This is a genomic window from Mycobacterium sp. (assembly GCF_035633495.1).
Classification (GTDB): domain Bacteria; phylum Actinomycetota; class Actinomycetes; order Mycobacteriales; family Mycobacteriaceae; genus Mycobacterium.
In genome coordinates, this window is the sequence record NZ_DASQEU010000176.1 from 1 (window position 1) to 14,324 (window position 14,324).

At 66.6% G+C, this 14,324-nt stretch carries 14 protein-coding genes and 5 pseudogenes; 9 read left to right on the plus strand and 10 right to left on the minus strand.

Features of this window, described 5'->3' with window-relative positions; translation table 11 throughout:
* Nucleotides 1-226, minus strand: a pseudogene (locus tag VET27_RS25390) (sigma factor); the annotation flags it as partial.
* Here VET27_RS25390 and VET27_RS25395 point away from each other — a divergent pair.
* From VET27_RS25395 to VET27_RS25415, 5 genes and pseudogenes are all read left to right on the plus strand, one after another.
* A pseudogene (locus tag VET27_RS25395) lies at nucleotides 225-1,072 on the plus strand (NAD(P)H-binding protein). The pseudogenes VET27_RS25390 and VET27_RS25395 sit on opposite strands and share 2 nt — an antisense overlap.
* Nucleotides 1,073-1,087: 15 nt before the next feature.
* The gene (locus tag VET27_RS25400) at nucleotides 1,088-1,528 is read left to right on the plus strand and encodes a nitroreductase family deazaflavin-dependent oxidoreductase (protein ID WP_526522645.1); all 441 of its coding nucleotides are present in this window, start codon (nucleotides 1,088-1,090) and stop codon (nucleotides 1,526-1,528) included.
* 287 nt (nucleotides 1,529-1,815) lie between these two features.
* Nucleotides 1,816-2,214 carry a hypothetical protein gene (locus tag VET27_RS25405; protein ID WP_526522647.1) on the plus strand — a complete coding sequence of 133 codons (399 nt, stop codon included), beginning with the start codon at nucleotides 1,816-1,818 and terminating at the stop codon, nucleotides 2,212-2,214.
* A gap of 131 nt (nucleotides 2,215-2,345) precedes the next feature.
* On the plus strand, nucleotides 2,346-3,419 hold the full coding sequence (locus tag VET27_RS25410; protein ID WP_526522649.1) for a class 1 fructose-bisphosphatase: 1,074 nt from the start codon (nucleotides 2,346-2,348) through the stop codon (nucleotides 3,417-3,419).
* A 16-nt stretch (nucleotides 3,420-3,435) separates the two neighbouring features.
* Nucleotides 3,436-4,320, plus strand: coding sequence for a phosphoribulokinase (locus tag VET27_RS25415; protein ID WP_526522651.1), 885 nt, complete (start codon nucleotides 3,436-3,438; stop codon nucleotides 4,318-4,320).
* 4 nt (nucleotides 4,321-4,324) lie between these two features.
* On the opposite strand, the gene VET27_RS25420 is transcribed toward VET27_RS25415, so the two are convergent.
* From VET27_RS25420 to VET27_RS25460, 9 genes and pseudogenes are all read right to left on the minus strand, one after another.
* Nucleotides 4,325-5,233, minus strand: a complete 909-nt coding sequence (locus VET27_RS25420) for a LysR family transcriptional regulator (protein WP_526522653.1) — start codon at nucleotides 5,231-5,233, stop codon at nucleotides 4,325-4,327.
* Nucleotides 5,234-5,257: 24 nt separating this feature from the next.
* Complete coding sequence (gene cbbX / locus VET27_RS25425; protein ID WP_526522655.1) at nucleotides 5,258-6,283, minus strand: CbbX protein; 1,026 nt, start codon at nucleotides 6,281-6,283, stop codon at nucleotides 5,258-5,260.
* Nucleotides 6,284-6,296: 13 nt separating this feature from the next.
* Entirely contained in the window at nucleotides 6,297-6,728 is a 432-nt protein-coding gene (locus VET27_RS25430; RefSeq protein WP_526522657.1) for a ribulose bisphosphate carboxylase small subunit, read from the minus strand.
* A gap of 26 nt (nucleotides 6,729-6,754) precedes the next feature.
* Nucleotides 6,755-8,185, minus strand: a complete 1,431-nt coding sequence (locus tag VET27_RS25435; protein ID WP_526522659.1) for a form I ribulose bisphosphate carboxylase large subunit — start codon at nucleotides 8,183-8,185, stop codon at nucleotides 6,755-6,757.
* A gap of 87 nt (nucleotides 8,186-8,272) precedes the next feature.
* The gene (locus tag VET27_RS25440) at nucleotides 8,273-8,401 is read right to left on the minus strand and encodes a hypothetical protein (RefSeq protein WP_526522660.1); all 129 of its coding nucleotides are present in this window, start codon (nucleotides 8,399-8,401) and stop codon (nucleotides 8,273-8,275) included.
* Between the two features lie 92 nt (nucleotides 8,402-8,493).
* Entirely contained in the window at nucleotides 8,494-8,679 is a 186-nt protein-coding gene (locus VET27_RS25445; protein WP_526522662.1) for a hypothetical protein, read from the minus strand.
* An 86-nt stretch (nucleotides 8,680-8,765) separates the two neighbouring features.
* The gene (locus tag VET27_RS25450; protein ID WP_526522664.1) at nucleotides 8,766-9,488 is read right to left on the minus strand and encodes an Rv3717 family N-acetylmuramoyl-L-alanine amidase; all 723 of its coding nucleotides are present in this window, start codon (nucleotides 9,486-9,488) and stop codon (nucleotides 8,766-8,768) included.
* A gap of 9 nt (nucleotides 9,489-9,497) precedes the next feature.
* The gene (gene puuE, locus VET27_RS25455; RefSeq protein WP_526522666.1) at nucleotides 9,498-10,433 is read right to left on the minus strand and encodes an allantoinase PuuE; all 936 of its coding nucleotides are present in this window, start codon (nucleotides 10,431-10,433) and stop codon (nucleotides 9,498-9,500) included.
* A 20-nt stretch (nucleotides 10,434-10,453) separates the two neighbouring features.
* Nucleotides 10,454-11,298, minus strand: a pseudogene (locus tag VET27_RS25460) (LLM class flavin-dependent oxidoreductase).
* 60 nt (nucleotides 11,299-11,358) lie between these two features.
* Here VET27_RS25460 and VET27_RS25465 point away from each other — a divergent pair.
* From VET27_RS25465 to VET27_RS25480, 4 genes and pseudogenes are all read left to right on the plus strand, one after another.
* Nucleotides 11,359-12,651, plus strand: coding sequence for a cryptochrome/photolyase family protein (locus tag VET27_RS25465; protein ID WP_526522668.1), 1,293 nt, complete (start codon nucleotides 11,359-11,361; stop codon nucleotides 12,649-12,651).
* A gap of 86 nt (nucleotides 12,652-12,737) precedes the next feature.
* A complete protein-coding gene (locus VET27_RS25470; RefSeq protein ID WP_526522670.1) occupies nucleotides 12,738-12,992 on the plus strand; it encodes a DUF2631 domain-containing protein in 255 nt (84 codons plus the stop codon).
* 322 nt (nucleotides 12,993-13,314) lie between these two features.
* Nucleotides 13,315-14,053 (plus strand): annotated as a pseudogene (locus VET27_RS25475) (transposase); the annotation flags it as partial.
* 87 nt (nucleotides 14,054-14,140) lie between these two features.
* A pseudogene (locus VET27_RS25480) lies at nucleotides 14,141-14,324 on the plus strand (hypothetical protein); the annotation flags it as partial.

Here is a 14,324-nt window from a genome sequence, read left to right on the forward strand (position 1 = left end):
GTCGGCGGGATCAGTGGCGACGTCGACCTCGACGAGGGCGGATTCCTGCTCGGGCGCCATCTTCGTCTCGAGCCGGACGCGCGCAGACCTCAGTTGATCCAGGCTCAGCCGCACAGCGACGACGGTCAACCAGCCGCGCACCTCGTCGATCTCGTTTGGCTCGGTGCGGGACAGCCGCAGGAACGCCTCCTGCGGCTTCCTCGGCCTCCCCGACATCGCCGAGCATCTGGTACGCGAGATTCACCGTCGTCGTGACCGGAGCGACCGGCAACGTCGGCGGACCGCTCGTCACCGAACTCGCCGAGGCAGGCATCCAGGTGCGAGCCGTCACCCGTCAGCCTTCCGCCACCTTCCCACGTGGCGTCGCGCCGTTCGAGTCCGCGCTCGACGCGCTCTCAGGGGGGACGCAGTCTTCCTCAACTCCAGAGCGCTCGGCGGCGAACTGGAGGCGACGGTCGCCGCGGCATGCGTGGCGGGCGTGACGCGACTGGTCGCCCTGTCGGCCATCAACGCCGACGACGACTTCTCCCGGCAGCCGTCACGCTTCCGCGGCGACAGAAACCGAGAGTGCGAACAGCTCGCCGTCGATTCGGGTCTGGACTGGGTCAGCCTGCGCCCCAGCGTGTTCGCGTCGAATTTCGCAGGCATGTGGGCATCCCAGATTCGCGCCGGCGACGTCGTCTGCGGGCCCTACGCGTCAGCATCGACCGCACCGATCGCCGACGGTGACATCGCCGCCGTCGCCGCCCGCGCACTGCTCACCGATGATCTGGTGGGCCGGCGAGTTCCACCGACCGGACCGCAGGCCCTTACCAACACCGAACTCATCGACGTCATGGGTGCCATCCTCGGCCGCGAGCTGACATACCTGGAGGCGCCGGAAGACGTCGTGCGGCAACACTTCCTGGGCATCGGCTTTCCGGCCGAATTCGCCGACGCCTACATGGCGCTTCTGGCAGCGAGGGTCGACCGACCTGCGCTGGTGACCCACGACGTCGAGGAAATCCTCGAGCGTCCGGCCCGCACGTTCGCGCAATGGGTGTCCGAGCACCGCAACCACTTCACCGATTAGCAAGGGAGACAGGTCATGTCGGACATCCGCCCACCTCGATGGCTCAAGCCCATGAACAAACTCTTGACTACCGTGCAGAGGCTCGGCATACCCGCGGGACCGTCGATGGTGCTCACCGTCCCCGGCCGCAGGTCCGGCCAAACCCGCAGCACGCCGATGACACCGTTCGACCACGACGGCGGGTTCTACACCGTCGCGGGTTATCCAGGTGCGGACTGGGCGGCCAATGCGCGCGCGGCCGGACTGGGAACGCTCACCCGCGGCCGCCGGTCTCGACCGGTCAGAATCGTCGAACTGTCCCCCGACGAGTCCAAGCCGGTACTGCGAGCGTTCGCCGTGAAGGTGCCGGTGGGCGTCGGGTTCGCCAAGCGCAGTGGCCTCGTCACCGAGGGCACACCCGATGAATTCGAAGCGCTGGCAGGGCGATTGGCGATGTTCCGGTTCGACCCCGCATAACCCCATTAGCCCTCGGGCTCGTCGGGGTCGACGAGCATGCGTTCGGGGTGGTGATAGCCATTGGTGCGGGCTTGCCCCGAGTCGAGGTGCGGTGGCGGGATCCATTCGCAGCGTCGCCGTCGACAAACGGTGTACGGGGCTATAGCGCCACGCGCCGCCCCGGCGAGGGTGACACGCCAGCAAACGGTCTCGCCTTGCTCAACGCGGCGGGCGGAGTTTTCACCCACAGCGCCCGCGCCGACGAGCTGCACGCCGACATGGCGGAGCTGTCCTAGACAGTTCGGACGTTGGTCGGCGACTGCTGCGAGCTGGGCGGCTCCGAGGACTTCGTGGACCTGTCCGCGCTGTACCGGGTCTGGACCAAGTGGGCCGAGTCGAACAACACCGGCAAGGGGATGAGTCAGAACAAGTTCCGCGCCGCGCTCAAATCGCTGTATCTGCAGAACGTCCGCCCCGGTCAGAAGAAGATGCCCGACGGCAAGCCGGGCAAGTGGGTGGTCGTCTGGGCCATCAAGCGGGCTGAGTGGGTCCACCACGATCGCGGCATCAACGGCGACGCAAGGGGGATGGCCGGACCGCGCCCTAACCGCAGGATGGGATCCGCAGGCCGCGCAGACGCGGTCTGGTCTGCTGGCCGGCCGAAACGAGTTACGAATCAACCGTGCAAGTGGTCTTGGTGGTGGTGAGGAATGACAGTCGAACTGCAGGTAGTGTGCCCGATTCGTGTCCTACACCTGGGGAACAAAAGGTAGCTTGATGTATCCGGCGTCGGTGAAGGTGTGCGTGACGCACCGCCAAACTTCGAGGTAGGACTCTCATGCTCGTCCACCACACCACGCTGGTGCAGTTCCTCATCGAGGAGCGACGTCGCCATCCGAGCGCGAGCGGTGACCTCAATGCCCTGATTCTCGACGTGGCGCTGGCATGCAAGGCGATCTCGAACCGGGTGGCTCGGGGCGAACTGGGTGGTGCCCCCGGTTCCACGGACGTCGTGAACGTGCAGGGCCGGGTCCAGCAGAAGCTCGATGTGCTGGCCAACGAGTATTTCCTGCGTACCAACGAATGGGGCGGACAGGTCGCCGGTATGGCGTCGGAAGAACTCGAGGAGCACTACCTGCTGCCCGCGCAGTATCCGCGGGGCAAATACCTGCTGATCTTCGACCCGCTCGACGGATCGTCCAGTATCGACGTCAACGTCTCCGTCGGCAGCATCTTCTCCATCCTCCGGGCGCCCAACCCCGGCACGGACCCAGACCTGGCGCACTTCCTGCAGCCCGGTTCGGAACAGGTGTGTGCCGGCTACGCGATCTACGGACCCTCGACGATGCTCGTGCTCACCGTCGGAACCGGCGTGCATGCCTTCACGCTCGATCCGGGTCTGGGCGAGTTCTTCCTCACCCGCTCTTCGGTCCGGATCCCCCGGGCCGCAACCGAGTTCGCCATCAACGCGTCGAACCGGCGATTCTGGGAACCGGCCGTGCAGCGCTACATCGACGAGTGCCTGGCCGGCCCAACCGGGCCGCGGCGCAAGGACTTCAACATGCGGTGGGTGGCGTCGCTGGTAGCCGAGACGCACCGCATCCTCACCCGGGGCGGCGTCTTCCTCTATCCCCGCGACTCGAAGGGCCTCGCCGATCCGGGCCGGTTGCGACTGCTGTACGAGGCCAACCCGATGGCGTTCCTGATCGAGCAGGCGGACGGCCTGGCCAGCACCGGCCGTGCCCGCATGCTCGACGTCGTACCGCGCAGCCTTCATCAACGCGTGCCGTTCATCTTCGGGGCCGCCGAGGAGGTGGAGCGGATCGAGGAATACCACCGCGAGAACAACGACCGCGCGGACGACTCGCCGTTGTACGGCACCCGCGGGTTGTTTCGTTCGCCGATCGGCTGAACGAAGGAGGAGTGGCATGTCCCGCCTGCATCCCATCATTTCGGTCACCGGATCCTCGGGGGCCGGAACCACCTCGGTTATGCGCACATTCGAGCAGATCTTCCGGCGCGAGGGGATGAATGTGGCCTTCGTGGAAGGCGACAGCTTCCACCGCTTCGACCGGGCCGAGATGAAGGCCGCGATCGCCGATGCCCACGCGCGCGGCAACCACACCTTCAGCCACTTCGGGCCCGAGGCGAACCTGTTCGATGAGCTCCGGGACCTGTTCGAGTCCTATGGCAAGACGGGGACCGGCAAGATCCGCCGCTATCTGCACGACGAGGAGGAGGCGGAGCCGTACCGGCAGGAACCGGGGACGTTCACCACCTGGGAGGCGCTTCCCGAGGGTACCGACATGCTGTTCTACGAGGGCCTGCACGGCGCGATCGTCACCGACGAGGTAGACGTCGCCAAGCATGCCGACCTGCGCATCGGGGTGGTGCCGGTGATCAACCTGGAGTGGATCCAGAAGCTGAACCGGGACAAGGTGGCCCGCGGCTACACCTCCGAAGCGGTCACCGACACGATCCTGCGCCGGATGCCCGATTACGTGAACTACATGTGCACCCAGTTCTCCCATACCGACGTCAACTTCCAGCGGGTTCCCGTGGTCGATACATCGAATCCCTTTGTCGCCAGAAGTATTCCGACGGCCGGCGAATCGATGCTCATCATCCGATTTCGCGATTCGCACGGCATTGACTTTCCGTATCTGCTTGCGATGCTGCATGACTCGTTCATGTCGCGCGCGAACACCATTGTGTGCCCCGGCGGGAAGATGGATCTGGCGATGCAGCTGATCTTCACGCCGATGGTGTTGCGACTGCTGGAGCGCCGCAAAGCCGAACTCTCCGCTCGCTGAGCGGTCAGGAAGCCGCCCGACCCCGGATCGCGTTGACCGCCCGCCACCCGAGTTCGGGCTGCGACACCAGATGGTCGATCAGCAGCTCGGTCGACATCGTGGGGGTGATCTGGCTGACCACATGCCAAGGGCGGTTCATCGGCGTGCCCGGAACCGGCAGCTCCACCAGCACACCCGCGGCGAGCTGGCGGCGCACCGCCTGCCGGGAGACCAAGGTGACGCCAAGCCCCGCCACGGTCGCGGAGACAACGGCGCCGTGCGAGCCGAGGACCAGCTTGGGCGGGGCGATGTCCAGTTCGTCGAGCAGCGCGGTGGTCGTCGCCCGGGTGCCCGAGCCGGGTTCGCGTAGCAGCCAGGTGGCCGTCGCCGGCTCGAAGTCACGTGCGGCATCCGGCGGCCCGACCACGATCAGGGTGTTCGGGCTGATGGCACGCACCCGCACCTTCTTGCGGAGGTCGTCAGGTGGGCGCCCGGCCACCACGAGGTCGACCCCGTGCCGGGACAGCATCGGCCAGATGGCATTGCGCGATGCGACCTCGAGGTGCAGTACGACGCCGGGGTGCTCGGCGCGGAACGACGCCAACGCCGCGGGGATCAACAACTCTCCTGCCGAGGTGACGGCGGCGAGCCGGATCGAACCGTTCTCGGGGTCGGCCTCCCCGCGTGCCGCCAGGATCGCCTCGTCATGCAGCCCGAGGATCCGGCGGGCGTACTCGACGTAACGCCGGCCGGCCGGCGTCAGCCGGACGCCGCGGCCGTGGCGGTCGACCAGCGCGACGCCGATGTCGGCGCTCAACGCCCGGACCGCCGACGAGATCGACGATTCCGTGACCACTAGGCGTTCCGCCGCGCCACGTACGGACCCCGCATCAGCCAACTCGACGAGCGCACGCAGGCGCGCATTAGTCGTCATGTCGCCCCGCTCCCCGAAGTGTGTTCAAGCAGTGTGCTCTTTACTGCCGTCCATGTCGCGGGTAAAGACCCGACTTGCCAGTAGATCGGCAGGTTCGATGGTGGTCAGCGCCCGCAGATCGACCGGGCCGGTCTCACCCGACAGCAGTCGCCGCGCATGCCGCAGCCGGGCGCGCTCCAGGGCGTTGCGGACACTGCGCGCATTGGCGAACCACGGCTGATCGATCCTGCGGTTCAGATACTGACGCAACACTACGCGCGCCTCGTCGGAGAAGGTGTAGCCCAGGGTGTCGGCCATCAGGACGGCGATCTGCTCGAGTTCGCCGACGGTGTAGTCCGGAAACGTGATGTGGTGGGCGATCCGGCTCTGCATTCCCGGGTTTGCCGAGAAAAACTGGTCCATCTTGTCGGCGTACCCGGCGAGGATGACCACGAGGTCGTCGCGGTTGTTCTCCATCACCTGCAGCAGGATCTCGATCGCCTCGGAGCCGTAATCCCGCTCGTTCTCGACTTTGTAGAGGTAGTAGGCCTCGTCGATGAACAGCACACCGCCCATCGCGCGCTTGATGACATCCTTGGTCTTCGGCGCCGTGTGCCCGACGTATTCGCCCACCAGGTCGTCGCGGGTGACGCTGACCAGGTGGCCGCGTCGGAGGTAGCCGAGCCGGTGCAGCAGATCTGCCATCCGCAGGGCGACCGTGGTCTTTCCGGTGCCGGGGTTTCCGGTGAACGACATGTGCAGGGTGGGTTGCGGCGCGCTGACTCCGTAGCGCGCCCGCATCTTGTCCACCAGCAGCAGCGCCGCGATCTCGGCGATGCGCGTCTTCACCGGCTCGAGGCCGACAAGCTCGGCGTCAAGCTTTGCCAGCACCTGGTCGACGCCCGACTCTTCCCGCGCAAGGGCCAGATCCACCACCGCGTCAGGGGGCAAGACGTCGCGGTCTGCCTCGTCGCGGTCTGCCTCGTCGCGGTCCGACTCGTCGGGTTCGGGTGCCGGACCAGGCCGGTACCCGAACGCGCTGCGCGGGTTCTCGGTGTGTCCGACCGTCATGAGTTCACACTCGTCATGCCTTTTCGGCGGGGTACCGATCCCCCGCGGGGCGCTCGGTGGCGTAGGAGTGCGTAGCATAGCCGATCTTCCGGTTGGCCTTCTCGGCGCGGTCGAGCCGGAAGCCCGGCTCTTCAGCGGGACGGTTCACGATGAACGACAACGCCGTCGTCTGCCGGCCCAGGCTGGCGTCGTAGGCGTTGAGCTTGATGTAGGAGTTCGGGTTGGCGGCCCGGCAGGCGTTGACCTCGAGCAGCACGCCGGCGGGGTCCTTGAGGTCGAACAACGGCAGACCCCACATCTCCCAGTACGTGTTGCGCGGATGGGGATCGTCGGTGAACTCCACCGACAGCGGCCAGCCGTTACTGAGCGCGTAGTTGATCTGCGCGGTTATCTCCTCGTCGGTGAAATCGGGAAGGTAGGAGAAAGTGCCCTGAGTGATACGCATTCCGTGTTCCTTTCGGCTGACGCCGGCTACCTGGCGGTCGGCGTCGCGACGACGTCGGGGGTGTCGGTGGACTCGTAGTTGAAGGTGATGTCACCCCAGGTGGCCAGCGCCGTGTCCAGCGCGCGGTTCCGCGATGCCGCCTTCTTGAGGATCTCCGGACCCTCCTTGAAGAAATCCCGTCCCTCGTTGCGGGCCTTGATCATTACTTCCAGCGCGACCCGGTTCGCCTCAGCGCCGGACGCGATGCCCATCGGGTGCCCGATGGTGCCGCCGCCGAACTGCAGCACCACGTCTTCGCCGAGATAGTGGATGAGCTGGTGCATCTGGCCGGCGTGAATACCGCCGGAAGCCACCGGCATCACGCCGGGCATCGACGCCCATTCCTGGTCGAAGTACAGCCCCTTGACCGGATCGGCCTTGATGCTGTCCAGCCGCAGCGTGTCGTAGAAGCCCGCCGTGGTGTTCGGGTCGCCCTCGAGCTTGCCGACGACGGTGCCGGCGTGGATGTGGTCGACGCCGGCCAGCCGCATCCACTTCGAGATCACCCGGAAGCTGACGCCGTGGGTCTTCTGGCGGGTGTAGGTGCCGTGACCGGCGCGGTGCAGGTGCAGGATGACGCTGTTGTCGCGGGCCCACTTGGCCATCGACTGGATGGCGGTGTAGCCGATCGTCAGGTCGATCATCACAATGACCGAGCCGAGTTCGCTGGCGAACTCCGCCCGCTCGTACATCTGCTCCATCGTTCCGGCGGTGACGTTGAGGTAGTGGCCCTTGATCTCGCCGGTCGCGGCCTGCGCCCGGTTGACGGCCTCCATGCAGAACAGGAACCGGTCACGCCACCGCATGAAGGGCTGGGAGTTGATGTTCTCGTCGTCCTTGGTGAAGTCCAGCCCGCCGCGCAGCGCCTCGTAGACGACGCGGCCGTAGTTGCGTGCCGACAGGCCCAGCTTGGGCTTGGTGGTGGCACCCAGCAGCGGACGGCCGAACTTGTTCAGGTGCTCGCGCTCCGTCACGATGCCGTGTGCGGGGCCCTGGAAGGTCTTGACGTAGTGCGTCGGGATACGCATGTCCTCCAGCCGCAGCGCCTTGAGCGGTTTGAACCCGAAGACATTGCCGATGATCGAACTGGTCAGGTTCGCGATCGACCCCTCTTCGAAGAGGTCAAGGTCGTAGGCGATCAGCGCGATCCACTGACCGGGCGCATTGGGGACAGCTTCGACCCGGTAGCACTTGGCCTGATAGTGCTCGAAGGTAGTGAGGCGATCGGTCCACACAACCGTCCACGTCGCGGTGCTGGATTCGCCGGCGACCGCGGCCCCGGCTTCCTCGGGGGGGACGCCCTCCTGGGGCGTGATCCGGAAGGCGCACAGCACGTCGGAGTCCTTGGGGACGTAGTCCGGCCGCCAATAGCCCATCTCCGCGTAGGGGATGACTCCCGCGTTCCATCTGTCTGCCATCCCTCGAATGCTGCCACCCCACCCTGAAGCTGTCTATGAATAGTTTGGCATCAATGGTGAAGTAATCACTTCAGTATCAACGGGCCCTCACGACCGCTCCTGCCTTGTGCGCACCACCGCCGCCGTGTCGGCCACCGCGGTCGCGATCACCGCGGCGAACTGCGCCGGGGTGATGGGCAGCTCCTCGACAGCCCAACCAGCCCGGGGTCGAGGCAATCGCGCTCGTTGCGCTGTCCGCGTCCGACGACTGGGCCGAACACCGGAAAGTCCGGATGCCGCGGGGCATCCGGACTCGGGTTCATCGTGGATCAACGGTGGGAGTGATTCTGGTGGTGGTGGTGGATGGATGTGCCCGGCTCCGGTGTGTTGCGCTCCAACTGGTCCTGTGCGGCGAGCAGTTCGGGGTGACTCAGCGGGTCCACCGACGCGGCCGCCAACTTTGCATACCCGGCGCGCATCTCGGCGATCGCGGCGAACACCGGGCTGGCTTCCATGATTCGAACACTAGTTCGAATCACCGACGAGAAACCCCCGGCTGTGACAGGTGGAGCCACTGTGACACAAGGGGTTTGATCGAATCTCAGCCGCCGAGGTACGCCGCAATCCCCTTCGTGACGGCGTTGGCGCATGCGGCGCGGCCCTGCTCGGTCGTCATCTGAGCAGCGTCATCGGCGTTTCGCATGTTTCCGAGCTCGACGAGGACAGCGGGATACTCGGCGAGGTTCAGTCCCGCGAGGTCAGCGCGTCCATAGAGTCCCTCCGATCCGAGATAGGTCGACTCGGCCACCCCCGACGCGGCGAGCGCATCGCGCATGTCTGTCGCGAGTCGGATCGACGGCTCGCCCTGCGACGGAAAGAGGGGCGGAGCGGAATAGTTGACGTGGAAGCCGTGCCCGGACGCTGGGCCGCCGTCGGCGTGGATGCTGACGATTGCGTCGGGCTGCTGCGCATTGGCCGTGGCTGCGCGCTCGTCGACACAGGGCGCAGATCCCGAGTCGTCGTTGCGGGTCACTACCGTCTTGGCTCCGAGCTGCTCCAGCTGGGCTCGGACCAGGTTGGCCACATCCCACGTGAAAACGTGCTCGGGGAACCCGGCATCGGTCGCGGTGCCGGTCGTCTGGCAGTCCTTGGTTCCCCCGCGGCCATTGGGCACCTGGCGGCTTAGCGGCCAGTCGGCCGCGGCGCCGTGGCCTGGGTCCAGCACGATCACCTTGCCGGTCAGATCAGCGGCGCGGGCCTGCGGTGCGTTTGGCACCAACGTCACCGCGACGACCGACACGATCATCAGCACCAGTACGCGCATCGTCCAACGCTAACAAAGCGCCACTCGTGCACCCGGCGGGAAATTCTCCACCCAGTGCCTGGCGATGTCGACCCGGCGCGTGATCCACACCTTGTCGTGCGACTGCACGTGGTCGAGGAATCTCCCCAGTGCGGCGATGCGCGCAGGCCGACCGACGAGCCGGCAGTGCAGTCCGATCGACAGCATCTTCGGGGCCCCCGCCGCACCATCGGCATACAGCACGTCGAACGCGTCGCGAAGGTAGGTGAAGAAGTCGCTGCCGCTGGGAAACCCGCTGGCGGACACGTACTTCATGTCGTTGGTGTCCAGTGTGTACGGCACGACCAGATGGTCCTTGCCTGCGACGCGGGTCCAGTACGGCAGGTCGTCGGCGTAGGAGTCGGCGTCGTAGAGGAAGCCGCCGTGCTCGACGACGAGTTGGCGCGTCTGCGGCGAGTCCCTGCCGGTGTACCAGCCGAGCGGCGCCTCGCCGGTCAACTCCGTCATGATGCGGACCGCCGCGGCGAGCTCGGCGCGCTCGGTTTCGGCGTCGACGAGCTGGTAGCTGCGCAATTTTAAGCCGTGGCAGGCGATCTCGTCGCCGCGGGCTCGGAAGGCGGCAACCGCCTCCGGATTGCGCGCCAGGGCCGTGGCGACGCCGAAGATCGTCAGCGGCAAATCGCGCTGGTCGAACAACCGCAGCACCCGCCACAATCCCGCACGCGAGCCGTATTCGTACAGCGACTCCATGCTCATGTTCCGGTTCGAAAATGGCTGCGCACCAATGATTTCAGACAAGAACGTCTCGGAGGACTCGTCGCCGTGCAGGACGTTGTTCTCGCCGCCCTCTTCGTAGTTGAGCACGAACTGGAGGGCGATGTTGGCGCCGCCGGGCCACCGCGGATCGGGTGGGTGCGGGCCGTACCCCACCATGTCGCGCGGGTAGTCGTCCGTGGTCGGCGTCATGGTGGGATTGTCGCAGCGGATCAGCGCACTTTCGCGATGACCGTCTCGGCGAAGCGTTCGATGGGTCCGCGGAACTGCTCGACCTCGCCCGACTCCCCCTCAGCCGTTCCCATCCACGGGCACGCACATCACGGCCGTGACGCCGAGACCCTCGGCCCGCTTGTAGAGGTCGGGGCTGGGCGCCTCCATCAGCGCGAGCATGATCTCGAAGGGTTCGTCGGCGCGGCCGTACTCGCGGCGCAGGGCGCGCGACATAGGGCACCGCGTCATCCCATGCGTAGGCGGTGCCGACCCAACCGTCGCACAGCCGCGCGGCGCGGCGTAGGGCGGCGGCCTCGGACTCGCCGCCGCACATGATCGGCACCGGGGTCGGTTGATGCGGTTCGAGCATCAGTTCCGGCACGTCGTAGTAGTCGCCGCGCCAGAGTTCACGCAGCGCGGGGATCATCTCGTTGAGCCGCTTGCCGCGATCGTCGAACGACTGCCCGAGCAACTCGAATTCCTCGCGCATCCACCCGGCGCCGACGGTCAGCGCGACCCGGCCCTGCGAAATCACGGCCGCGGTCGCCACCTGCTTGGCCACCTCCAGAAGCGGCCGGGCGGGCGCGATGTGGACGGCGTTGGTGAATCGCAGGCGGGTGGTGAGGGCCGCCATCGCGCCGATCATCACCCAAGAGTCCGGCCACCCGGTCTCCGGCGCCCACGGCGGGGCGGCGGCGCCCGACGGATAGGGCGACGTCAGGTGGCGCGGATAGATCAGGTGATCGGCGCAGATCATGCCGTCGAACCCGGTCTCGTCGAGCATCCGCGTGACCGCCAACGCATCCGAGGTGTTCATGAACGCCGTGCCCGACCAGAACTGCATCGCACCAGGGTGCCCCACTCAAGCGTTTTCCCACGGTGGAATTCGGGCAAGATCAGGATCATGCCAACGTTGCTGTGGTTTCGTCGCGACCTGCGCCTTCACGATCTGCCCGCCCTGCTGGATGCCGCCAAGGACGACCAGGAGGTGCTCGCCTGCTACGTGCTCGACCCTCGATTGAAGGCGACGGCCGGCCCTCGGAGGCTGCAGTACCTCTATGACTCCCTGCGCGAGTTGCGCGACGGTCTCGATGGCCGCCTGCTGGTCACGGAGGGCCGCGCCGAGACCCGAATCCCAGCTCTGGTCAGGATGATTGACGCCACATCCGTCCACGTGTCGGGCGACTACTTCCCGTTCGGCCTGCGCCGCGACAACGCCGTGCGCGAGGCGTTGGACGACGTGCCCTTCGAAGATTCCGGTTCGCCCTACCTGGTTTCCCCGGGCCGGGTCACCAAGGGCGACGGCACGCCCTACAAGGTCTTCACCCCGTACTACTCGGCGTGGAGGGAGCACGGCTGGCGGGCTCCTGCGCACACCGGAGCGAAGTCGGCACGCTGGATCGACCCGGCCGACGCGGGCGGCGGTGTCGACATCCCGGCCGGCGAGGCCGAACTGGACCGTCCGGCCGGTGAAGCCGCGGCCCGGAAGGAGTGGAAGAAGTTCGTCGACACCACGCTGGCCGACTACGCCGACGAACGCAATCGGCCGGATCACGAGGGCACCAGTCGGATGTCGGCGCACCTCAAGTTCGGCACCATCCACCCCCGCACGATGGCCGCCGACCTGGGCTCGGGCAAGGGTGCGCAGGCCTACCTGCGAGAGCTCGCGTTTCGGGACTTCTATGCCAACGTCGTGTACGCCTGGCCCGACAGCACGTGGTGGAACTGGAACAAGAGCTTCGACCGCATCGAGGTGGACGAGGACGACGACGCCACGAAGCGCTTCGAGGCGTGGAAGGCAGGGCAGACGGGCTACCCGATCGTTGACGCTGGGATGCGTCAGCTCTCGGAGACCGGGTTCATGCACAACCGGGTCCGGATGATCACCGCGTCGTTCCTCGTCAAGGATCTGCATCTGCCGTGGCAGTGGGGGGCGCGCTGGTTCCTGGAGCAGCTCACCGATGGCGACATGGCCAGCAATCAGCACGGCTGGCAGTGGGCGGCGGGCTGCGGCACCGACGCGGCGCCGTACTTCCGGGTGTTCAACCCCACGACCCAGGGCAACAAGTTCGATCCCGACGGCGCCTACGTCAAGCGTTGGGTGCCGGAGTTGGGCGGCGACGACTATCCCGAGCCGATCGTCGACCACGCTGCCGAGCGCCTCGAGGCGCTTCGGCGCTACGAGTCCGTCCGCTGAACTTCACCCCGAGATGCACTCCGCCAAAACTACGCAGCGTCGTATGCCAGAATGGGCACAGTTGACCGGACCCTTGAGGAGCAACCGTGGCGAACACCGAGGTCGAACGACACACCGGCGTTGACGTCGAGGACGTGCCGTCGGCGAACTGGGGTTGGTCGAAGCAGAACCACCGCGCCATCCAGATCGGCGGCGTACTGGCCGGTTTCTTCATGCTCGCCATGCTCCGGGGTAACCACGTCGGTCGCGTTGAGGACATTTTCCTCATCGGGTTCGCGATCGTGATCTGGGGAATCGTGTTCCGCGACTGGTGGCTGCGCCGCCGCGGTTGGACCCGCTAGCTCGACGGTCAGCGGTCGACGAAGATGTCGATGATCGGATTCAGCCCGCCGCCATAACGGGACAAATCGTGCAACCCGTTCGCAGCGAGCACGTCGACGTCCAGGTAGCACTGCCCGTTGACCTTCGAATGGTGCGCTGGTCAACAACGCGACCGCGGAGTCCGCAATGATCTCTGCACTGCGCGACGCGGCCAACATCCTGTCTGCGTTCGGAGAGGTCGACACTGCGGCCGTCGCGATGTACGTCTCTGGCCACAGACAGCTGAAACCTACGTTCGCGGCAGAGTATTCGGCTGCCCAACCCAGGGACAGCAGGGTCATCCTCGCCGGGCTACGGCTGCGCGCCGACAAGTCGAACTCCGGGCGGGGCGCCGGGCGGATGGTCGCCCAAGGGATCGCCACCGCGCGGGCGGCAGGGGTCACCGGCACCATCCTGGTGCGTGGCGACTCGGCCTACGGCACCCGCGCGGTCATCGGTGCCGCCCGCCGAGCCGGTGCCCAGTTCTCGCTGGTGCTGACGAAGAACACCGCCGTGCAGAAGGCGATCGACTCGATACCCGCCGATGGGTGGACCCCGGTGCGTTATCCCGGCGCAGTACGAGATCCCGACACCGGCGAGTGGATATCAGATGCCGAGGTCGCCGAAATCTGCCACACCGCTTTCGCTTCCACGACAGACGCCACCACCGCCCGGCTGATCGTGCGCCGGGTCAAGGATGCCCGCCACCTCGACGCGTTGTTCCCGGTGTGGCGCCATCACCCGTTCTTCGACAACACCGACGAACCGACCGCCGACGCCGACATCACCCACCGTCGCCACGCGATCATCGAGACGACCTTCGCCGACCTCATCGACGGACCACTCGCGCACCTGCCCTCCGGGCATTTCGGGGCCAAACTCCGCCTGGATCCTGTGCGCAGGCATCGCCCACAACCTGCTGCGCGCCGCCGCGGTCCTGGCCGGAGGCCCCCACCGCACCGCACGCGGTGCCACACTGCGTCGCAAGATCGTCAACATTCCCGCCCGACTGGCCCGGCCCCCAGCGCAGGCTAAGCCTCTGAAGGAACAAGCGGCAGCAGCGATCTAGTGCACCGGACCAGGATCGCTCGTTGACGGGCGCTTCGCATTCGGTGCCGAAGGCGCCCGGATGGTTGGGAACGGCCTCATCGAGCCCTTGACCGACCTGGCTCCCGGGTTGGAGCACGTCACCCTGCTGCAGGGCGCGAAGGCCTACGGTGCACACGCCGGACACCAGCCGCACCTTCCGACGCGTGAGCGCGACCCGCGCGCCCAGCACGACAACTTCTTCTTGCTTCATGCGGACTACCTCC

Coding starts and splice junctions, on each gene's coding strand:
- VET27_RS25445 (WP_526522662.1), bottom strand. CDS start 8,679: ATGGAAGCCAGCCCGGTGTTCGCCGCGATCGCCGAGATGCGCGCCGGG.
- VET27_RS25420 (WP_526522653.1), bottom strand. CDS start 5,233: ATGACGACTAATGCGCGCCTGCGTGCGCTCGTCGAGTTGGCTGATGCG.
- VET27_RS25415 (WP_526522651.1), top strand. CDS start 3,436: ATGTCCCGCCTGCATCCCATCATTTCGGTCACCGGATCCTCGGGGGCC.
- puuE (WP_526522666.1), bottom strand. CDS start 10,433: ATGACGCCGACCACGGACGACTACCCGCGCGACATGGTGGGGTACGGC.
- VET27_RS25435 (WP_526522659.1), bottom strand. CDS start 8,185: ATGGCAGACAGATGGAACGCGGGAGTCATCCCCTACGCGGAGATGGGC.
- cbbX (WP_526522655.1), bottom strand. CDS start 6,283: ATGACGGTCGGACACACCGAGAACCCGCGCAGCGCGTTCGGGTACCGG.
- VET27_RS25450 (WP_526522664.1), bottom strand. CDS start 9,488: ATGCGCGTACTGGTGCTGATGATCGTGTCGGTCGTCGCGGTGACGTTG.
- VET27_RS25410 (WP_526522649.1), top strand. CDS start 2,346: ATGCTCGTCCACCACACCACGCTGGTGCAGTTCCTCATCGAGGAGCGA.
- VET27_RS25430 (WP_526522657.1), bottom strand. CDS start 6,728: ATGCGTATCACTCAGGGCACTTTCTCCTACCTTCCCGATTTCACCGAC.
- VET27_RS25465 (WP_526522668.1), top strand. CDS start 11,359: ATGCCAACGTTGCTGTGGTTTCGTCGCGACCTGCGCCTTCACGATCTG.
- VET27_RS25400 (WP_526522645.1), top strand. CDS start 1,088: ATGTCGGACATCCGCCCACCTCGATGGCTCAAGCCCATGAACAAACTC.